At 62.8% G+C, this 20576-nt stretch carries 19 protein-coding genes; 10 read left to right on the forward strand and 9 right to left on the reverse strand.

Annotation, left to right across the window (positions count from 1 at the left end):
• The first annotated feature begins 106 nt into the window (after positions 1 to 106).
• On the forward strand, positions 107 to 715 hold the full coding sequence (locus tag M2267_RS09130; protein WP_429114120.1) for a pyridoxamine 5'-phosphate oxidase family protein: 609 nt from the start codon (positions 107 to 109) through the stop codon (positions 713 to 715).
• A 54-nt stretch (positions 716 to 769) separates the two neighbouring features.
• Complete coding sequence (locus M2267_RS09135) at positions 770 to 1555, forward strand: M15 family metallopeptidase (RefSeq protein ID WP_429114122.1); 786 nt, start codon at positions 770 to 772, stop codon at positions 1553 to 1555.
• 85 nt (positions 1556 to 1640) lie between these two features.
• On the opposite strand, the gene M2267_RS09140 is transcribed toward M2267_RS09135, so the two are convergent.
• Entirely contained in the window at positions 1641 to 2711 is a 1071-nt protein-coding gene (locus M2267_RS09140; RefSeq protein ID WP_034795108.1) for a GGDEF domain-containing protein, read from the reverse strand.
• A 192-nt stretch (positions 2712 to 2903) separates the two neighbouring features.
• Positions 2904 to 4295: a class II fumarate hydratase gene (gene fumC / locus M2267_RS09145; RefSeq protein WP_043616470.1), complete on the reverse strand. Its 1392-nt coding sequence runs from the start codon at positions 4293 to 4295 to the stop codon at positions 2904 to 2906.
• A gap of 510 nt (positions 4296 to 4805) precedes the next feature.
• Here fumC and M2267_RS09150 point away from each other — a divergent pair.
• Positions 4806 to 6698 (forward strand): L,D-transpeptidase family protein, encoded by a 1893-nt coding sequence (locus tag M2267_RS09150; protein ID WP_429114123.1) that lies wholly within the window; start codon positions 4806 to 4808, stop codon positions 6696 to 6698.
• Between the two features lie 40 nt (positions 6699 to 6738).
• Here the strand turns inward: M2267_RS09150 and M2267_RS09155 are convergent, their stop codons facing one another.
• The gene (locus M2267_RS09155; RefSeq protein ID WP_429114125.1) at positions 6739 to 7413 is read right to left on the reverse strand and encodes an HAD family hydrolase; all 675 of its coding nucleotides are present in this window, start codon (positions 7411 to 7413) and stop codon (positions 6739 to 6741) included.
• 12 nt (positions 7414 to 7425) lie between these two features.
• On the opposite strand from M2267_RS09155, the gene M2267_RS09160 reads away from it, so the two are divergent.
• The 4 genes from M2267_RS09160 to gor all read left to right on the forward strand — a co-directional run bounded on the left by M2267_RS09160 (position 7426) and on the right by gor (position 10581).
• The gene (locus M2267_RS09160; RefSeq protein ID WP_162733015.1) at positions 7426 to 7593 is read left to right on the forward strand and encodes a hypothetical protein; all 168 of its coding nucleotides are present in this window, start codon (positions 7426 to 7428) and stop codon (positions 7591 to 7593) included.
• Positions 7594 to 7637: 44 nt separating this feature from the next.
• Positions 7638 to 8333 carry a ribose-5-phosphate isomerase RpiA gene (gene rpiA, locus M2267_RS09165; protein ID WP_429114126.1) on the forward strand — a complete coding sequence of 232 codons (696 nt, stop codon included), beginning with the start codon at positions 7638 to 7640 and terminating at the stop codon, positions 8331 to 8333.
• A 119-nt stretch (positions 8334 to 8452) separates the two neighbouring features.
• On the forward strand, positions 8453 to 9001 hold the full coding sequence (locus tag M2267_RS09170; RefSeq protein WP_034795099.1) for a DUF2059 domain-containing protein: 549 nt from the start codon (positions 8453 to 8455) through the stop codon (positions 8999 to 9001).
• A gap of 191 nt (positions 9002 to 9192) precedes the next feature.
• Positions 9193 to 10581, forward strand: a complete 1389-nt coding sequence (gene gor, locus M2267_RS09175; RefSeq protein WP_429114128.1) for a glutathione-disulfide reductase — start codon at positions 9193 to 9195, stop codon at positions 10579 to 10581.
• A gap of 6 nt (positions 10582 to 10587) precedes the next feature.
• Here the strand turns inward: gor and M2267_RS09180 are convergent, their stop codons facing one another.
• Positions 10588 to 11451, reverse strand: a complete 864-nt coding sequence (locus M2267_RS09180) for a LysR family transcriptional regulator (RefSeq protein ID WP_429114129.1) — start codon at positions 11449 to 11451, stop codon at positions 10588 to 10590.
• 153 nt (positions 11452 to 11604) lie between these two features.
• Between M2267_RS09180 and M2267_RS09185 the strand changes: the two genes are divergently transcribed.
• From M2267_RS09185 to M2267_RS09195, 3 genes are all read left to right on the forward strand, one after another.
• Positions 11605 to 11868 carry a hypothetical protein gene (locus tag M2267_RS09185; RefSeq protein ID WP_429114132.1) on the forward strand — a complete coding sequence of 88 codons (264 nt, stop codon included), beginning with the start codon at positions 11605 to 11607 and terminating at the stop codon, positions 11866 to 11868.
• A gap of 365 nt (positions 11869 to 12233) precedes the next feature.
• Complete coding sequence (locus M2267_RS09190; RefSeq protein WP_043616467.1) at positions 12234 to 13607, forward strand: class II 3-deoxy-7-phosphoheptulonate synthase; 1374 nt, start codon at positions 12234 to 12236, stop codon at positions 13605 to 13607.
• A gap of 185 nt (positions 13608 to 13792) precedes the next feature.
• Positions 13793 to 14191, forward strand: coding sequence for a GFA family protein (locus M2267_RS09195; protein ID WP_043616405.1), 399 nt, complete (start codon positions 13793 to 13795; stop codon positions 14189 to 14191).
• A gap of 3 nt (positions 14192 to 14194) precedes the next feature.
• Here the strand turns inward: M2267_RS09195 and M2267_RS09200 are convergent, their stop codons facing one another.
• From M2267_RS09200 to M2267_RS09220, 5 genes are all read right to left on the reverse strand, one after another.
• On the reverse strand, positions 14195 to 15112 hold the full coding sequence (locus tag M2267_RS09200) for a hypothetical protein (protein ID WP_052201781.1): 918 nt from the start codon (positions 15110 to 15112) through the stop codon (positions 14195 to 14197).
• A gap of 181 nt (positions 15113 to 15293) precedes the next feature.
• On the reverse strand, positions 15294 to 17027 hold the full coding sequence (locus M2267_RS09205) for a TadG family pilus assembly protein (protein WP_429114134.1): 1734 nt from the start codon (positions 17025 to 17027) through the stop codon (positions 15294 to 15296).
• 1 nt (position 17028) lies between these two features.
• Complete coding sequence (locus tag M2267_RS09210; protein WP_043616402.1) at positions 17029 to 17451, reverse strand: TadE/TadG family type IV pilus assembly protein; 423 nt, start codon at positions 17449 to 17451, stop codon at positions 17029 to 17031.
• A 285-nt stretch (positions 17452 to 17736) separates the two neighbouring features.
• Complete coding sequence (locus M2267_RS09215) at positions 17737 to 18285, reverse strand: DUF1003 domain-containing protein (protein WP_043616399.1); 549 nt, start codon at positions 18283 to 18285, stop codon at positions 17737 to 17739.
• Between the two features lie 183 nt (positions 18286 to 18468).
• Positions 18469 to 20400 carry an LTA synthase family protein gene (locus M2267_RS09220; protein WP_429114137.1) on the reverse strand — a complete coding sequence of 644 codons (1932 nt, stop codon included), beginning with the start codon at positions 20398 to 20400 and terminating at the stop codon, positions 18469 to 18471.
• Positions 20401 to 20576 lie beyond the last annotated feature (176 nt).

Consider the following 20576-nt stretch of genomic DNA (forward strand, 5'->3'; position numbering starts at 1 on the left):
TTGACCGCGTCATCAGTCTGTCATGCTATCGGCCGAAGGGTCGCTGGCCCGGGATTCTCTGTATCCAGATTGTTCCCGGGCTTTTTTGGCAGCATTGGAGGACGGCATGTCGATCATCACCTCGGTCGAGGAACTCAACGCGCTCTATGGCGGCGTCAGCGAAGCGTCGGTGGCCAAGGTCACCAAGACGCTGACGGCCGAATACCGGCTGATGATCGAGGCATCGCCTTTCTGCGCGCTTGCGACCGTCGGCCCGGAGGGTCTCGATTGCTCACCGCGCGGCGACGACGATTGCGTCGTGCGGATCGGCGACGACAAGACTGTGCTTCTGCCGGACTGGCGCGGCAACAATCGGGTCGATTCGCTTGCCAATATCGTGCGCGATCCGCGCGTGGCGCTGATGTTCCTGATTCCCGGTTCGAACACGACGATGCGCATCAACGGCACGGCGGTGCTCAGCGTCGATCCCACCCTGACGGAAAGCTTCGAGGTCGACGGCAAGCACCCGCGCAGCGTCATCGTCGTGACGATTGGCGAGGTTTATTTCCAGTGCGCCCGCGCCGTCATGCGTGCCCAACTCTGGAACCCCGATCGCTTCCTCGATCCGGCATCGCTGCCGACGCCCGGCACGCTGCTGAAGGCCGCCAAGGCGGATTTCGACCGGGAGACCTATGACCGCGAATGGCCGGAGCGCGCCGCCAAGACCATGTGGTAAGCTGCGCCCCGGCTGATCGGCGCGATCAGGCAAGCACGGAGGCTGGAGGCGAGGGTGCGGCAGCAAGCTCTGACAGGTGCGTTCCTGCTCGCCCTCCTGGCCGGCAAGGCGTCTGCTGGTGAGCCATCGCTGGCGGAAAAGCTCAATCTGCTGGCAGCAAGCTACCCGGATGCCATCGCGCGCATCGACGGCAATGCCTTGATCCTTAGGGATGGCGGATCGCCGATCGTCATCGACGACGGCCGAACGAAAAGTCATGCCGAGAAACTCGCTGCGGGGGACGTCGAGGACAGCCTGTCGCAGGTCTATCCGCTCGGTGCCTGTGCGACGCCGCCAGCGGTCGATGTCGACCCGGGGCGCATACGCAGCGAAGCGCTTCTGAAACGGCTCTATGGCGGCAGCGCTGCAGCCGTCCGGCGGGATCTCGTTGGCGTGGACTGGTTCGGCGAGCGGCTGCAGGTCACGAGGAAGCATGGGATGGCGGCGGCGCTGAAGGCTGTCGCCGCGGACCTGTCGCGACAAGCCGAATTCAGGCGCTATCTCAGCCCGAGTGCCGGCACCTTCAACTGGCGGCCGATTGCGGGCACCGCGACGCTGTCGGTCCACAGTTTCGGTGCGGCCATCGATATCAACACGCGCTTTGCCGACTATTGGCGCTGGGCCGGAAAGGCCCGCGACGGCTATCGCAACCGCTACCCGCTGGGCATCGTTCAAGCCTTCGAGAAACACGGCTTCATCTGGGGCGGCCGTTGGTATCACTTCGACACGATGCATTTCGAATACCGGCCGGAGATGATCGCAATTGCTCGCGCCGCAGGAGCCGACGCGTGTCGCCAGTAGTCCCAGCAGGTACTCGCCATGAAACGCAAAAGGCGCCCGCGAAGGGCGCCCGTTGTCGGTTTTGTATCAGGAAGACGCCGCCTTCTCAGCGGCGATAGATCAGCCAATTGCGGCCGGATTCCTTGCGCATGCCATCTTCGAAGAGAACCGTCTTGTTGCGCCCCGCGTTCTTGGCCGAGTAGAGCGCGATGTCGGCCTTGTTGTAGAGATCAACCGGGTCTTCGGCGGCCGTCGCCATGCAGACGCCGACAGACAGCGTGATCGGGCCGTAATTGACGCCGGTCTTGGAATTGCGGAAGGGCGTCGCGGCCAGCACGGTGCGGATGCGGTCGGCGATCTGGAGGCACTCTTCCTGGCTGCTGTCGCCGAGGATGATGGCGAATTCCTCGCCGCCGGTGCGCGCGACGAAAGCCTCCCGGCGCAGATTGGCGCGCAACACGCCGCCGACGGTCGCCAGGATCTTGTCGCCGACGGGATGGCCGAAGGTGTCGTTGACCTTCTTGAAGTGGTCGATGTCGGCAACGAGCAGGCCGGTGAAGTTTCTCAGGTGCTCGTTGTTGTAGACAGCCGCCAGATTGTCGTCGAAGGCGCGGCGGTTGGCGAGCCGTGTCAGCGAATCTGTGTTGGCGATGCGCTTGTACTCGTCGAGTTCCTGCCGAATGACCTCCATCTCGAAGGACTTCTGCACGACGGTCTCGACGCGTTCCTTGCCCTGGCTCATCGTCTCGGCCGTCGCGTCGGTCAGGATGCCGATCGCGTGGCGCAGGATATCGGCGCTCGATGCGCTCTTGCTGACGATGTTGACATAGGCTTCGTCGAGAACCTTGTTGTAGTTCTCGAGGGCGTACTGCTCGTCGCGCAACAGGGTCACCAGTTCGGCAAGCTTGGCCGCAAGCGTGGTGTGGGCGCGCTCGATGCCCGTAGAGCGATGGATGTGGCTGAAATACTGCGCACCGATCGCGTCCAGTTCTTCCTGGGTCGCGCGGCTGCCGAGTGCGGCCAGTTCCTTCGACAATTGCGGATTGGAGCCGAGATAGGCTTCGTAATAGAGCTCGTAATTGCGGGGGATGGGCGCCACGCCCATCATGCGCATCGCATGGGTTACCTGCGCTGCGATATCGGGCGTCTGAGCCTTGCCCGAGCTTGCCGTTTGCATGTGCAAACCCCCTAATATGAAACGCTGCTTATCGGTCATTATTTTTAGGGGCAAATGATTTGCGAAGTCTTAATATTTGCCGCCGTCGCGCCGCCGCATCGTGATCGATCGCGGCAGGTTTTGCCGATCGACAGTGCGTTCGCGACATCAAGGCCACGGCACCGCGGAGGCGCCGTGGTGTATCAAAATGGATCAGGCCGGGCTGATCATCGTTTCCGGACGAACGACCGCGTCGAACTCTTCGTTCGTCACATAGCCGCCGCCGACCGCTTCTTCGCGCAGCGTCGTGCCGTTCTTGTGCGCGGTCTTGGCGATTTTGGCGGCGTTGTCGTAGCCGATCTTCGGAGCAAGCGCCGTCACCAGCATCAGCGAGCGGTCGAGCGCTGCCTTGATGTTGTCTTCGCGTGCCTCGATGCCGACGACGCAATTGTCGGTGAAAGACACGGCCGCATCGGCGAGCAACTGAACCGACTGCAGGAAGTTGTAGGCCATCAGCGGGTTGAAGACGTTGAGCTCGAAATGGCCCTGGCTGCCGGCGAAGGTGAGCGCGGCGTGGTTGCCGAACACCTGGACGCAGACCTGGGTCAGCGCTTCGCACTGGGTCGGGTTGACCTTGCCCGGCATGATTGACGAGCCGGGCTCGTTTTCGGGCAGAGACAATTCGCCAAGGCCCGAGCGCGGGCCGGAGCCGAGGAAACGGATGTCGTTGGCGATCTTGAAGAGGGCAGCGGCCGTCGCATTGATCGCGCCGTGGCTGAAGACCATGGAATCATGGGCGGCGAGCGCTTCGAACTTGTTCGGCGCGGTGGTGAAGGCAATGCCGGTGATCTTGGCGATCTCTTCGGCGACCTTTTCGGCAAAGCCGACAGGCGCGTTGAGGCCGGTACCGACGGCCGTGCCGCCCTGCGCAAGTTCGCAAAGGCCCGGCAGGGTCATTTCGATGCGCTTGATCGAGGAGGCGACCTGCGCCGCGTAGCCGGAGAATTCCTGGCCGAGCGTCAGCGGGGTTGCATCCTGGGTGTGGGTGCGGCCGATCTTGATGATGTGGTCGAAGGCCTTGACCTTGGCTTCGAGCGCCTTGTGCAGGTGCTTCAGCGCCGGCAGCAGGTCATGGATGACGCGCTCGGCGCAGGCGATGTGCATCGCCGTCGGATAGGTGTCGTTCGACGACTGGCTCATGTTGACGTGGTCGTTCGGATGCACCGGCTTCTTCGAGCCCATGACGCCGCCCATGAGTTCGATGGCGCGGTTCGAGATGACCTCGTTGGCGTTCATGTTCGACTGGGTGCCGGAACCGGTCTGCCAGACGACGAGCGGGAAATGGTCGTTGAGCTTGCCGTCGATCACTTCCTGCGAAGCCTTGACGATCGCATCGGCGACGGTCGAGTCGAGGCGGCCGAGTGCCTGGTTGGTGCGGGCGGCCGCCTGCTTGACGATGCCGAGCGCCCGGACGATCGAAGCCGGCTGCTTTTCCCAACCGATCTTGAAGTTGCCGAGCGAACGCTGGGCCTGAGCGCCCCAATAGCGGTCGTTCGCCACTTCGATGGGGCCGAACGTATCTGTTTCCGTGCGCGTCGATGTCATCGTGATACCTGCCTTGATCATGCGGTTCATGAAGCCTGGGCGAGGGGCCGTGTGGCGGATCTCTCCAGGGTGCCGGGCCTCTCTCTGCCCCGACGGCCGGAGCTTGTAAAGGGGCGGGCCCGGGCTGGCTATGCTACAATCGTTTGAAACCCCACGGGCGTGGCGGGTCCACGCTGCGCCACCGTGATTCGGTCTTTGCCGGGCCTCCGGCAGCGTTGTGATGTTTCGGTCACAGACGCCATCTTCTTTTCCGGCGACGATCGCCTGCCGCTGCCGGCGCAAGCGCGCATGCCGAAATAAAATCCATTGGGATCAAATTTTTATCGCTCTCCGCACGTCTTTAAAATGAGGCGTTCGGGAGATTTCGACAGGAGGTCCGATGGCGATCAGTGCCGGCGCGTTTCCTTTTCATTCACCATCCTTTTCTATAACTTTTAGCGCACGAGGGCGTGGCGAGAATCTGGCTTCAGCCGAATTCGGCGACAACGCGATACGGGGACGTAGTTTCATATGAGAGTTCTTAAGACGGCAGCGATCGTAGCGCTCATGAGCGGCTGTGCGATCGCGACCATGGACGCGCGGCCGGCTTCGGCCTTCACACTTGGCGATTTCATCCGGGCAGGCCGGAAGAAGCCTGAAACACAGCAGGCCCCGACCAACGAGGCGCTTCCCGGCGTCGGCGCGATGGTCGATCCGCAGCAGCAGGCGGCCAAGCCGCTGCCGAAAATCACCGGCCCGAAATACTATACCTACAAGGCCGAGCCGCTGCGCCGGATCGCAACCGACAAGCTGCTCGATCCCTTGGTTACCGGTTCCGTGCGCAACGACGCGCTGCCGCCGATGCTGCGTACGCCGCTGGCCGACGCGCGCCAATTCCTTCCCGGCATCAACGTGCGTGCCTCGGGCGATGTCGCAAAGGCGGTCGAAGCCCATTACGGCGCCCGCATGGACTACATCTGGATCGGCGCTGAAGGCGTCAATGCCAAGGCGAAGGCAGCTGTTGCCGCTCTGGCCGACGCTGCCAAGGTCGGCCTCGATCCCCAGGATTATGCCGTCAGCGTGCCCTCCGACACTTTCGACCGCGGCGACATGATCGCCCGCGAAAAGGAGCTGGTGCAGTTCGAGATCGCGCTTTCGGCCGCGACGCTCAGCTACGTGCAGGACACGGTGCGCGGCCGCATCGATCCGAACAAGATCTCCGGCTATCACGACTTCAAGCGCAAGTCGGTGGAACTGCTGCCGCTTCTCGACAAGATGTCGGCAAGCAGCGACGTTGCCGCGCTTTTGAATGAGCAGAGCCCGAAGAGCACGCAATTTGCGGCACTCTCGGCGGAACTCGCAAAATTGCGCGCTGAACAGGGTGTCGAGCAACGCGTCGAGATCGCGCCGGGCACGCTGCTGAAGCCGGGCCAGAGCAATCCCGAACTCGCAAACATCATCGCGGGTATCCGGCTCAAGGGTTCGGAAAAGCTGAAGACCGACCACGCTACGGTTCTTGCTGCCTACCAGGGCACCCCGGAATACACGCCGGAGCTGGTCACTGTGGTCGAGGCGTTCCAGCAGGAGCACGGGCTCAAGGCCGACGGTGTTGTCGGCCAGGCGTCGCTTCGCATCCTGACCGGCGGCGACACGGTCGCCTCCAAGATCAACAAGCTCGAAATCGCCATGGAGCAGGCGCGTTGGCTGCCGGATGGTCTCGGCGACCGCTACGTCTTCATCAACCAGCCGGCCTTTACCGCCACCTACGCCGACAAGGGCGCCGAGCAGTTCTCCATGCGTGTCGTCGTCGGGTCCAAGGCGAACCAGACCTACTTCTTCCAGGACGAGATCCAGACGGTCGAGGTCAACCCCTACTGGGGCGTGCCGCAGTCGATCATCGTCAACGAGATGCTGCCGAAGCTCAGGAGCGACCCGAACTATCTCGACCGCATGGGCTACCAGGTCGAGGTCGGCGGTCGGCCGGTTCCCTCTGCATCGGTCAACTGGAACGGTTCGACCGCATCGGTTGCCGTGCGCCAGCCGCCGAGCAGCGACAACGCGCTTGGCGAGTTGAAGATCCTGTTCCCCAACAGCCATGCGATCTACATGCACGACACGCCGTCGAAGAGCTTCTTCAAGCGTGACAACCGCGCGCTCAGCCATGGCTGCGTGCGGCTTGCCGATCCGCGCCTGATGGCGGCGGCCGTGCTCGGCACGAGTGTCGACGATGTCGGCAAGGAGATCGCCGGCGGCCGCAACAAGGCGCTGCAGGTTCCGGTGAAGGTTCCGGTCTACGTCGCCTACTTCACGGCCTGGCCGAACAAGGACGGCGTAGTCGAGTACTTCAACGACGTCTATGAGCGCGACATGTATATGAATCGGGCCTTCGACGCGACGCGCGGCGCGCGCCGGGCGGAAGGATAAGCAAGAAAAAGGCCGCTTCGAGCGGCCTTTTTTCTGTCTGCTATTTGGAAAACAGGCTCGAGACCAGATCCGGGGTCAGCTCGTCGAAGTGGCTGATGACGACGGTGGGATCGAGACTTTCGACCGGAACATCGGAATAGCCGAAGGGAACGGCGATCGAGGGCACCTGAGCGTTGCGGGCGACGAGAAAGTCGTTGAGGCTGTCGCCGACCATCACGGTGCGGGTCGCCAGGCCCCCAGCATTGGAGACCGTGCGCAGCAGGTGGGCGGCATCCGGCTTGCGCACTTCAAAGGTATCGCCGCCCGATATCGCGGCGAAGCGCTCGATCAGGCCGAGCCGTTCGAGCAGACGCGTGGCGAGCTTTTCCGGCTTGTTGGTGCAGACCGCGAGCTTGAAGCCGGCGGCCGACAGGCGGTCGAGCGCGTCGACCAGGCCCGGATAGGGCAGCGAATCGCCCGGCATCGAGCCGTGGTAGAAATCGACGAATTCCTTCAGCTGCCATTCCAGCATGTCTTCGGCGAGCGGCTTTTGCCGCATCGCAAAGGTGCGCTCGATCATGGCGCGGGCACCGTGGCCGACGAGATGGGTGAGGTCGCCGTAGGTGACCGGCTCGACGCCAGCCTGGGTAACTGCATGGTTGAGGCTGGCGACCAGGTCTGGCGCCGTGTCGACGAGCGTTCCGTCGAGATCGAAGACGACAATGGGAGAAGACAAGGAGAAAACCTCTTGGCGCTGAAAACCGTTGTTGATCGGGTAGGCGAACTCATCGGCGATTGCAATGGCAAGCGGCGCCGGCAAGCACACGGAATCCTGAGTGCCGATTTCATTTTGACTTTTGTTTGCGTCGTCGGGCGTGTAAGTGTCACAGCGGAAAAACGGGCGGCCGTTCGCTGATTGCGGCCTGCTGCCCGTGCGAATCACAAGGGAGCGACCGGCGCATGGACGCCCGCGAAATGAAGATCAAAGCCGCGGCCGCGGCGCTGGAATATGTCGAAGACGGCATGCGTCTCGGCATCGGCACGGGTTCCACGGCCGAGGAGTTTGTGCGGCTCCTGGCCGAGAAGGTCGCAGCGGGCTTTCGCATCGAAGGCGTTCCGACCTCGGAGCGCACGGCGCGGCTCTGCCTCGAACTCGGTGTTTCGCTGAAGTCGCTCGACGAGCTTCCGGAACTGGACCTGACGATCGACGGCGCCGACGAGGTCGATGGCCAGCTGCGGCTGATCAAGGGTGGCGGCGGTGCGCTGCTGCGCGAAAAGATCGTCGCGGCCGCTTCCAATCGTATGATCGTGATTGCCGACGAGACGAAGGTGGTCGACGTTCTCGGTGCCTTCAAACTGCCGATCGAGGTCAATCCTTTCGGTCAGGTGGCAACCCGGATCGCGATCGAAAAGGTTGCCTCGCGCCTGGGCCTTTCCGGGGATATCACTGTCCGCCAGTCCCATGATGGCGCCTTCCTGACGGACGGCGGGCACCTCATTCTCGATGCATCTTTTGGCCGTATTCCTGATGCAGATGCGCTCGCCGGGGAGCTGAATGCCATTCCCGGCGTCGTCGAGCACGGGCTTTTCATCGGCATCGCTTCGCTGGCAATTATTGCCGGGCCGCAAGGGGCACGCACGCTGACTGCGTCCTGAGCCGGCTTCACTGCCCCGTCAGGGGCAGGAGCGGTGAAGACAACAGGTTTCCATACATGCGGGCCTGGCGGCGGCAATCGCCCGGGCAGCATGCGACAAACACAGGAGCAAGGGTAAAAATGAACAAACTCGCAGGTCTTGTCCGCACTTTCGCTGCCACCGCGGTTCTGCTGTCCGCGTCCGTTCCGGCGGTTAAGGCCCAGGACGTCTCCGAAGACCAGATCAAGGCGGCGCGCGCGACGATCGCTGCTCTCGGCGTAACCAACAGCTTCGACAACATTCTGCCGAACCTTGCCGAGCGCCTGAAGAACACGCTGATCCAGGCATCGCCGAACCATCAGGAACTGATCACCGCGACCGTCGACGATAAGGCGCTGAGCCTTGCCGCCCGCCGCGCCGATCTCGAGAACGAAGCCGCGACGATCTACGCCAAGACCTTTTCCCTCGAAGAGCTGAACGCGATCACCGAGTTCTACAACTCGGCCGCCGGCAAGAAGCTCCTGAACGACGGCCCGATCGCGTCCCGCGAACTCCTGAAGGCCGCCGACATCTGGGCATCGGGCGTATCGCGCGACCTGACCCAGGAAGCGACCAAGTCGCTCGACGAGAAGGTCGGCTCCACCCAGCCGGCAGCAGCCGAAGGCGCCGTCCAGGCGCCGGCACAATAAGCTGCGGCGCCGAGCGCCTTCATCACGTTTCGAGGAGCCCGGAGCGATCCGGGCTTTTCTTTTGCCCGGAGGCTCCACTATATGTGCCTGCGACGCGGCCATTGGCTGCGCCCGGTTGCGTGTCGGCCCAGGATCGTTCGGCGCGCTTTTCAGATCGCCATTTCGGCCCGCTTGCTTTCAGGAGACTGCCCATGCCCGCTTTCGACTATGACCTTTTCGTAATCGGCGGCGGTTCGGGCGGCGTGCGCAGCGGGCGCCTTGCGGCAAGCCTCGGCAAGAAGGTCGCGATCGCGGAAGAGTTTCGCTATGGCGGCACCTGCGTTATCCGCGGCTGCGTGCCGAAGAAGCTTTATGTCTACGCGTCGCAGTTTTCCGAGCACTTCGAAGACGCAGCCGGCTTCGGCTGGACGGTCGGCGAAAGCACGTTCGACTGGAAGAAGCTGGTCGCCGCCAAGGAGCAGGAGATCACCCGGCTCGAAGGGCTCTACCAGAAGGGCCTCAACAATGCGGGCGCCGAAATCCTGCATACGCGCGCCGAGCTCGTCGGCCCGAACACGGTTCGCCTGCTCGACAGCGGCAAGACGGTAACGGCGGAACGCATCGTCATTGCCGTCGGTGGTCATCCGACCCCGCATGACGCGCTGCCGGGCCACGAGCACTGCATTTCGTCCAACGAAGCCTTCGACCTTGCGGAGCTGCCGAAGTCGATCCTGATCGCAGGCGGCGGCTACATCGCCGTCGAGTTCGCCAATGTCTTCCACGGCCTCGGCGTCGAGACGACGCTGATCTATCGCGGCAAGGAAATCCTGTCGCGCTTCGACCATGACCTGCGCCGCGGGCTGCATGTGGCGATGGAAGAGAAGGGCATCCGCATCCTTTGCGAAGATATCATCCAGTCCGTTACGCTCGACGCCGACGGCAAGCGCGTCGCGCACACGATGAAGCACGGCGACATCGTCGCCGACCAGGTGATGCTGGCGCTCGGCCGCGTTCCGAACACCAGGGGCCTCGGCCTGGAGGCCGCCGGCGTGAAGACGGACGAGCGCGGCGCCATCGTCGTCGACGCCTTCTCGCGCACCAGCGCGCCCGGCATCTATGCGCTTGGCGACGTGACCGACCGCGTGCAACTGACGCCGGTCGCGATCCATGAGGCGATGTGCTTCATCGAGACCGAGTACAAGAACAATCCGGTGTCGCCGGACCACGACCTGATCGCGACCGCCGTCTTCTCGCAGCCGGAAATCGGTACCGTCGGTCTGACCGAAGAGGAAGCGGCGCGCCGGTTCGACGAACTCGAAGTCTACCGCGCCGAGTTCCGGCCGATGAAGGCGACGCTTTCCGGCCGCAAGGAAAAGATGATCATGAAGCTGATCGTCAATGCCGCCGACCGCAAGGTGCTCGGCGCTCACATTCTTGGTCATGACGCGGGCGAAATGGCGCAGCTGCTCGGCATTTCGCTGAAGGCCGGCTGCACCAAGGACGACTTCGACCGGACGATGGCAGTGCACCCGACGGCGGCGGAAGAATTGGTAACGATGTATTCGCCGTCCTATCGCATCCGCAAGGGCGAGCGGGTCTGAGCCGCCTCAGGCGGAAGCTCCCGCAAACCGCGCCTCCTCGCGTTTGAAAAGATCGGCGAGGCGATCGACGACCGTCCGGACCTCCGGACGGCGCCGGTCGTCGTCGTTTGCCGCGATCCACAACGGATGCGTCAGGCCCTCGATCAAGTCGCCTTCGCGCTTCAGGAATGGATCACCTTCGCCGACAAAGGCGGGCAGGACGCCGCGGCCGGCGCCGTTGCGGATCAGCCGCACGAGAAGGGCGGCACTGTCGGTCCACGTATGGATCTGCTGCTCGCGGTTTTCGAAGACCCATCTTTCGGCCGGCGAGCTGGCGACTTCGGTACCAACCGATATCCAGGGAAAGTCCTCGCGCTCCGGCATATTGCCGGCGCGATAGACGGCGTAGGCGATGTTGACCGAGCGGCGCACCGCCACGTTACCCGAGTGCGGCTTTTCGTGCAGGACGGCGACATCGGCCTCTCGGAAGGTCAGGTCGAGGCCGCGATGCGCGTGCTTGCAGCAGAAGCGAAAACCGTCGCGCGAGGCGCGGATGTCGGTTGAATGATCGGCGACGAAGCCGGCAAGCCAGGCGTCGCTTGCGACCGACACGATCGGCAGGGCAAAGGCGTCGCGGTGCCAGTCGGAGATGTTCTCGGCGGCATTCCGCATGGCGCGGACATGTTCGAGAAGGATCTGGCCGTCGTGAGCGAGGCGATAGCCTTGCTGGCTGCGGATGAACAGTACCCTTCCGGTCGCTCGCTCGAGTGCGAGCATGCGCCGGCCGATGGTCGGCGCGCTCAGGCCCGTCCGCGTGGCAGCCCCGCTCAAGCCGCCCTCGGTCGCAACGTGATAGAACAGTTTCAAATCGTCCCAGGCTGCCTCGGCCATAAGTCCTCCATGGAGGTTACTGTCTCGTCCTAACGCGGAGCATCCGCCTTGGCTTCCATTCGCGGATGAAAGACGTCTTTCAACGGTGCGCCTACAACGCTACCGGCAAAGACATTAGGTCTCCCCCTGTCTCAAGGCAAAGGAGGCGAGACCATGTTTGAACATTGGGCAGTCATGTGGACGGTTCTGCAACGCGAACGCCGCCGCGAGAAACGCAACGGCCTGGATGATCCGCTCGACGGACCGGAGTGGCGCGGCCTGCACTGGGTGCTGCCGGTCTTCTCCTTCCTGCTTAACCGGCGCAGATCGGACGCGCGCCTGACGCGTTCCGATGCGACACTCACAGGACGTACAGGCGCGCGCTGGGACGCGAGGGCCAGCCATTGCCTACCGCAAGCCGCCGGGCACGATCGCTGAACAGACCGTCGCCTATCTTCGCGGCGGCCGTCGTATTCGAGATGCCACTATCCCATTGAAACTGCGCATCGTTCTTTCGATATAGGGAGCAGGACTTTCGGGATCGTGCGCTCCCAGGACATATCGTTGCGCGTCGGCCGCCCTGCAAAGCAATGAATTCTGGTAGGATGGCTTTCCAAGCGTTTCCTTAACGTCTATAAGCCCGCATTCCGCGGCGTTTCCGGCTGGGCGGGCACGAGGCGTGGCCAAGTGACCGGGGCAGGGCCTGCGGATGGTGAGTGAAATTTCAGAATACCGGGCGGCCGCATTGGCCGTCAGGGCGTGACCCGCGCGGTTGGATCCGCGGCAGACAACAGGTGATCGAAATGGCACAGACTTGGACTCCAAACAGCTGGCGGCAGAAACCCATCCAGCAGGTGCCGGAATATCCGGACCTGGCAGCGCTTGAGGCGACCGAAGCGCGCCTCGCGAAGTATCCGCCGCTGGTGTTTGCGGGCGAAGCCCGTCGTCTGAAGAGTGCCCTTGCCAACGTTGCCGAAGGCCGCGGCTTCCTGCTGCAGGGCGGCGATTGCGCCGAGAGCTTTGCCGAGCACGGCGCCGACACGATCCGCGACTTCTTCCGCGCCTTCCTGCAGATGGCCGTCGTCCTGACGTTCGGCGCACAGCAGCCGGTGGTAAAGGTCGGCCGTATCGCCGGCCAGTTCGCCAAGCCCCGTTCCTCGGGCGTCGAGAAGCAGGGTGACGTGACGCTGCCGTCCTACCGCGGCGACATCATCAATGGCATCGAATTCACCGAGGAAGAGCGCATTCCGAACCCGGAACGCCAGATCATGGCTTACCGCCAGTCGGCCGCGACGCTGAACCTCCTGCGCGCCTTTGCGATGGGCGGCTATGCCAACCTCGACAACGTGCACCAGTGGATGCTCGGTTTCGTCAAGGACAGCCCGCAGGCGGAGCGTTACCGCAAGCTCGCCGACCGGATCTCCGAGACCATGGACTTCATGAAGGCGATCGGCATCACCTCGGAAAACCATCCGAGCCTGCGCGAGACCGATTTCTTCACCAGCCATGAGGCGCTGCTGCTCGGCTACGAGCAGGCGCTGACGCGCGTCGACTCGACCTCGGGCGACTGGTACGCCACGTCGGGCCACATGATCTGGATCGGCGACCGTACCCGCCAGCCCGACCATGCGCATATCGAATATTGCCGCGGCATCAAGAACCCGCTCGGCCTCAAGTGCGGCCCGTCGCTGACGGCCGATGGCCTGCTGGAGCTGATCGACCTGCTCAACCCGGCCAACGAAGCCGGCCGCCTGACGCTCATTTGCCGCTTCGGCCATGACAAGGTCGCCGAGCACCTGCCGCGCCTCATCCGCGCGGTCGAGCGCGAAGGCAAGAAGGTGGTCTGGTCCTGCGACCCGATGCACGGCAACACGATCACGCTCAACAACTACAAGACCCGTCCGTTCGAGCGGATCCTGTCGGAAGTCGAAAGCTTCTTCCAGATCCACCGCGCCGAGGGTTCGCATCCGGGCGGCATCCATATCGAGATGACCGGCAACGACGTGACGGAATGCACCGGCGGTGCGCGTGCGCTTTCGGGCGACGATCTCGCCGACCGCTACCACACCCATTGCGATCCGCGCCTCAACGCGGACCAGGCGCTGGAACTCGCCTTCCTGCTCGCCGAACGTATGAAGGGCGGTCGCGACGAGAAGAAGATGGTCGTCAACGGTTGATCTAAATCTCTGGCATCGTTCAGGTTTTCTGAACGTCGCTTGGATGCTTTGAATTTGACAATGCCGGGCCGGCTCTGGAAGCTGGCCCGGCATTTTCGTGTCTGGAGCAGGGCGCGGCGCGGGCTGTCGCTTGGGCCGGCGCTCTCCATGGCATGATCGAGGGATCGTGATCTTCAGGAGGGGCCATGCAGGACATTCATCACGGGGGCTGCCTTTGCGGCGCCATTCGCTTCAAGGCGCGCGGCGAGCTGCGCGAACTGATCTTCTGCCACTGCAGCCAATGCCGGAAGCAGACCGGGCTCTATTACGCCGCAACCAACGTTTTAGACCAGGACTTCGAACTGGAGGGGGCGGAGAACGTAACCTGGTACAGGGCCAGTGACAGCGCCAGCCGGGGTTTCTGCCGGCATTGCGGGTCGGCGATGTTCTGGAAGGCGGACGGTTCGGATTATACCTCGATCCTCGCGGGCACCTTCGACAAGCCGACGGTGCTGAAGCCCGGCTACCATATCTTCTGTGAAGACCAGGGCGATTTTTACGAGATCAAGGACGACCTGCCGAAATTCGCGGCCGGCCGCGTCTGAAGGTCAGGCCGGCGGGTTTGCCGCTCGCCGCTCGGCCTGTTCGAAGCCGTTGGCAAGGCCCGCAAGCTTGACCGCCTGCCACTGGCAATATTCCGCGATCAGCCGCTCGCTCAGCCAGAACAGGCCGCGCTGACCCTCATCGGCTCTTCCAAGCAGGCCCAGGTCCTGGGCGCGGGTGAAGATGCGCCGGATATGGGTGTTCGAGATCATGTAATGCGTGGCGAGGTCCGAGAGGTTTGCCTCCAGCCAGACCTTGCCGTCCACCGGGTCGAGACTCTTCGGCCGCGCCATCAGATCGTCGAGCAGAAGGCCGCCGCACTCGGTCCACACGAACGCCGCGACCCCTTCCGGCGGTTCGGTCCACCGCCGGTCCGATAGCAGCAGGCGGGCGGCGATCGGCTGAGCCCGCTCGAAAACAGTCCGGTCGGCGTCGACGCGCGCGATGCGGCATTTGCCGTCGAAGCGATCGAGCGTTCCCATCTGGCTCATGAACCAGCGCAACATGGCGCCTTCGCTGATTTCCGTCGGCTCCAGCGGACGGATCTTCTTGCGCGCCCGCCCGCCATCCGCATCGCGCAGAAGCTTGTAGGTCAGGAGCTCGGCGATGAAGGCCGCGGCGGTGTTGCGGCTGGCGCCGCCGGTCTCATGGATGAACTTGAGGAGGCGCGCGGTCGTGATCCCGGATTCGGGATTGCCGGGATCGCGCTCGAGGTGAAGGGCATAGACAGCCTGGCTGAGGGTCCATTTCTGGTGAGAGGCAACAAGGCGGGCGATGCGGGGAAACGTGTCGTAGGCGGCCATCAGGTCGCGCGCGCTCGCCTGGAGCACGTTGCGTAATTCCGGATGACGAAGAAAACCTTCCGCTGTGAAGGTGAGCGAGCCATCCCGCGCAGCACCTTCCTGCTCTGCCACCACCCGCATCTGCTGCGCACACCCCCAATGCTCGCGCGGCCCGCCGAGGGCAGGGAACTCCAGGAACCCCGCCGGCCAGCTGCCACTCAGCTGTACCCTTCTAGCAGGGCTACCTTGTGCATAACGTGTCAGCAACTGAATTTGTTCAACGGGGCGTTGACGGTTGCCGCCGAGCGCCCCGTTGAAGGGACTACTGCACCAGCACCGGCGACTGGCACTTGACGCCGGTGACGCGCACATCGGCCTCGCCGACCCGCACGCCGACGAGCAGCAGAAGGTTGTAGAGCAGATCGTCGACCGGCTTGGTGACGGCTCCGAGCGTCTGGGCCAGTGCCTGCTGCACGATGGTCGGGCTGCCGAGCGTCAGGAACAGGACCTGGATGTTCAGGTCGAGATTGTTGAGGAGCGTTTGCGTCGTCGAGGTCAGGATGTCCTTGGTTGAGACGGTCTTGATCGACCGGGCCGCAACTTCGGACGGGCTGAAGCTCAGGCGCGTCGGCTTGAGGTTCTGCGCCTCGACATGGGCGAGTGCATCGATCTTGACCACCAGCGCGTCGACGAGCTTGGCTCTTTGCACCCGGGCGTCGGATGAGAAGTTGGACAGGACCGCCGGATCGACGTCGCCGATGGCGATCTCTGCGATGCCGGGCACTGCGTCGACGCTGACCGAAGCATTTTCGGGCGTGCCGCCATAGCACCGGATATCGGCGAGCTTGGCTTCCGCATAGGCGAGCTCGACATAGATCGGCAGGCGGATGCGAATGCCGGCAAGGGCAGCCAGACCGTCGACGTTGACTTCGACGGAAAGGCGGGTCTGGGCCGTGCGCACCGCCGCACCGGGCGTGCCGAGGCGATGGCTCGGCGTTTCGACCGGCGGCTCGCCGATCGCGAGCTTGACCTTGGCAGATGCGATCCCCGGCAGGCCAGCCACTGCATTCAGCGCGATCTGGTTTTCGCCGTTTGCAATCGCAGCTGCGGCGGAGACGATCTGCAGCGCGCTTACCCGCATCGCCCAATCGGAGCCGGCGTCGATCTGCAGGCTCTTCTTCGGGTCGAGGTTGAGGATTTGCGCCAGCGTGAAGGTGCGCTTGTCGCTGGAGGTCGAAAGCTCGATGCTCTTGAGTGCGGCCGTGACCGTTCCGGACAGGCCCTGGACGAGCCGCATGGAGGCAAGCAGCTGCGGCGTCGTCAGGTTTGCCTTCAGCACGTCCTCATAGGAGGCTGCCGTCAGGTTGAGCCTGGTCGCAATGATCTTCAGGAACGGCTGGATATCAATGTCCGCGTCGATGAGCGCCTGGTAATCCATGACCTTTAGCGAGATCGTCGTGCCGAGCATCTGCCCGAGGATGGAGTTGAGCAGCCCGTCATTGAGGCTTGCAAGGCGGGAGCCGACGGAGAAGGCGGCAATCTTCGAACTGGCTGCCGTGCCGTAGACGCTGAGGTCCGGCGCCTTGGTGAAGATCGAGGCGAGGAAGATGTCGCCCTTCCTTTCGAGCATGACCTGCACGGCGTCCGTGGGCGTTGCGTCCTTGATGAAGCGCTGGCCGGCATCGACCGACGGATCGGGAACGTAGCGCCCGCGCGTCACGGTTGCGACACCGTCAAGCTTGGCGGTGTTGATGTCACCGGGCGGCAAAGTCTTACCATCGATGGTCAACAAACCGTTTGGCGTCGACACACCGTAGTTCAGGCCATTGTTGGCGAAGTGGTTGAGCACCGCCTTCTCGGCGGACGAGACGTTGGCCGCCGCCGCGATCGCGGCGAGATCGACCGTCGACTGCATTTCACGCTTCTGGACGGTGAGGTAGCCGTAGTCGATCGCCAGCGCCATGGACGTGATGACCAGGGGCATGGCCAGGGCGGCCGAGACGCCGATGTTGCCGCTACGGGCACGGGCGAGGGAGCGCATGGGATTCCACAGCATATCAGACCCCTCCGATGCGGATGGTTGCAAAGCGCTCGATCTGTTCGCTTGGCATGGCGAAGGTGAACAGGTTGAAGATCGGCAGGTCGCCGGCGTCGTATTTGATCCGGACGGTGAACTGGTTTGCGTTGTTGGCGTCGTCCTTGACGGTGACGGTCATGCGCGACGACTTGATGAAGGCCTGATCCATCGTCGTGCGACGGATATAGTCGGTCGCGAGCCGTTCACGCTCGGTTTCGGAGAGGCCGGCAATGGCCGTGCGGGCGGCATCGGCGGCGATCTGCTGAATGGAATGGGCGGCACTCAGGTAGACGCCGTATGCGATCAGGGTCAGCACGCACATGAAGAAGAGCGGTGCTATTATTGCAAATTCGATCGCAGCGGCCCCGTCTCGGCCACCTAACAGGCGCTTGAAATTGGACATTGCAGCATCTCCGCGTACCCACGTTGCTGTATTTTTCGAATGTCCCTGCACCCCTAACGTGATCCTCAAATATTAATTTTTTCATACTCCGATAAGTTGTTGAATCCCAATGCATTTCGCGATTGTTGCAAAATGTGTATTCACAGTTGAATTAGGGTTTATGAAGATGAGCTAGTTTTCGCCCTGCTGCGGCACCTGCGCGCGCCCCTTGTGCGGGCTCTGAGATGCGCGCAAAGGCTGCCGGTTATGTCGCCGGCAGTGAGTGCAGCTTGGGCCCATATCCGGTCACTGCTGTGCGGGCGGCGCGCGGTAATGTTCGAGCTGACGGTTGAGCGCCGCCAGGTCGGCGCGCAGCTCGGAGATCTCGCGCAGCAGCACGTCGTCGACCTTGTGATGCAGCGCGATCAGTTCGACCTCCGATTTGAGATTGACTTCGTAATCCTTCGACGCGGCGAAACGGTCGCGTTCGGCCTGGCGGTTCTGCGACATCATGATGACCGGCGCCTGCAGCGCGGCGAGCATCGAAAGCACCAGGTTGAGGAAGATGTAGGGGTAGGGATCGAACGCTCCGGTGATGAGCAGCACCGAATTGACCAGAACCCAGCAGACGAGAAAGCCGCAGAAGCCGATGATGAAGCTCCAGGAGCCGCCGACCCGGGCGATATTGTCCGCGAGCCTGTCGCCGAAAGAGAGCCCGGCCGTAAACGCCGCGTGGGAATCCGTCGAAAGCGTGCGGCGATCGCGGGCGTGGGCGAGGATGCGGGCCTCGATCTCGCCAAGCTCGCTGATTGGCTTGCCGAAAAGCTGTTTCGAAATGTCGTTGAAATGCGGCATGGGGATCTCCGGTGTTGGCCGGATGAAATCTAGGGCATGTCGCGCAAAAGTCCGCAGCGGTTTTGCTTTGCCCGCGTGAGAACCATCAAAAGCTTAAGGCGTGGGGGATTTCAGGCGTCAGCCAATATCGCCATGGCGGAAGGCGCGAAGCCGGACCGGGTGCGACCGGTCCGGCTTCTTGTGTCAGTGGGTTTCGGCAGCGCTTGCGAACAGGTCCGCGTGCGACTTGAAGAACCGGTCGGTCGAGAAGCGGTCGCCGAACATCATGTCGTGCTGCAGGAAGCGGTAGTCGCGCAGAAGCGCCGGCACCTTGGGCTGGCGCGACCATTCGGCAACTTCCTTGCCGTTCTTGCGGATCAGCATGTAGCGGTCGACGACGCGGTACTGGTCGTACACCTTGCCGAGGAAACCGGTGTAGTAGGGGTGCTCGTAACCGGACTGCTTGAGGATCTGGTAGGAGAGGAAGGCCGGGCTGATGGTGCCGACGTTCTTCTTCGGACCGGTCTTGTTCGACCAGACGACGAGCGGCGTTTCATGCTGCGCCTTCATCTGCTCCTTCGAACCTTTGCGTTCCGCGGTCACGCCCTTCATGAAACCGGTGCTGGTATAGACGGTGTTGAGCGGCGGCAGGTGGTCGCCGAAGAGTACGATGATCGTTTCGCGGTCACGGTTCTTCGCCCACTCCATCAGCTTCTTCAGGCTTTCGTCAGCTTCCTTGATGCCTTGAGCGTAGGTTTCCAGCACCTGCCGGTCGGCTTCCGGCAGGTCGCCTTCGACCTTGATGGTGTTCTTCGCATAGCGGTTCGCCTCATAGGGACCATGGCCCTGCAGCGTGACGGCGAAAAAGAAGAACGGATCGTCCATCGCATCCGCCTGGTGGATGATTTCGTTGGTCAACGACTCGTCCGAGGCGAAGATGCCGCGCTTCTGCATCGGCGGCATGTTCTCTTCCGACTTGAACATGTCGAAGCCGAAGGCCTTGTAGACTGCGGTCCGGTTCCAGAACCAGCTCTGGAACGGATGGATGGCGCGCGAGACATAACCTTCGCCACGGAAGAAGGTGGCAAGCGACGGGATCGGATTGCGGATATACTGCTGGTACGGGATGCTGCCATAGGGCAGGAACGCGTTGGAGAAACCGGTCAGCGCCTCGAACTCGACATTGGCAGTCATGCCGCCGAACTCCGGCGAGAAGACGTTGCCCGACTGCATCGCGCGGATCGTCGGCATCGGGTCGGGCGAAAGCTTGACGTTCGGCAGGCGGGTCGGATCCCAGAAGGATTCGCTCATCAGCACGATGACGTCGGGCTTGCCGCGGTGCGAGGTGCCGGCGGGGAGCGGCTTCACCGGAATACGGTCGATCGCGTCGGCCATGTAGCCGGCGGGCGCGCTGACATTGGCCATCGGCAGGTTGATGGCAAAGGCGAGGGCAAAGCCGTTGTGCCTGTAGTTCTCGGTCTGGTCCCACATGATCGGGATGACCTTGAGGCGATCACGGATCCAGGAGAACTGGTTGTAATCCATGATGTTCCAGAAGGCGACGAGCAGCGGCAGCGCGAAGGCGAGGCGGGCCATGCGCTCGCGCTTCGTCAGCTTCGGGAAGGTGCGCCAGGCAAAACGCAGCAGGAGAGCGATGCCAACGACGGCGACGACCAGGCCGACAGCGATGCCGACGGCCGTCCAGGGACGGTCCTTCACCAGAACCGGCATCAGTTCCATGATCTGGCGACCGAACAGGAAATCGGTCGGATAGAGCGGGTCGGACAGGAAGACCTGTTTCTGCTGGCAGACAACGGCGGGGATGATGGCAAGCGGCGCAATCACCACGGCCGACTTGTGTTCGCGACCGAAAATGCCGTCGACAGCGAGCAGGATCAGGAAGAAGGCGCCAACGGTCGTCAGCGCCGGGCGCGTCGGATCGAGCATGTAGGCGATGCTATCGGCAAGCGACTGACGCACGATCAGTTCGACGAGGAACACCAGAACGGCTGCGACGAAGAGGGAGAAGAATGCGCTGCGGGTGGCCGCGAGCGTCTTGGCGTGCCGTGTGGCGAAGCCCGGTCTATCGACATAGACACGTGAGCCTCTCGCAACCGCGGAATCGATACTGGCCAACATATTCTCCAATTTCATAAATGCGTCGTGTAACTGTCATACGCCCGTCATTTTGAACAGGGGATGAATGGTTTCTTAACGGGAATGGAGGGTGGCTTTTCGTGGCGTGAAGCCGCGCGAACAGCCCAGTATAAGGACCGGGAAAAACAGAATTTTTCGGTTTTTTTCGTGTCGCT

Origin of the sequence: Ensifer sp. KUDG1, from assembly GCF_050434285.1 — a bacterium.
GTDB lineage: Bacteria > Pseudomonadota > Alphaproteobacteria > Rhizobiales > Rhizobiaceae > Ensifer.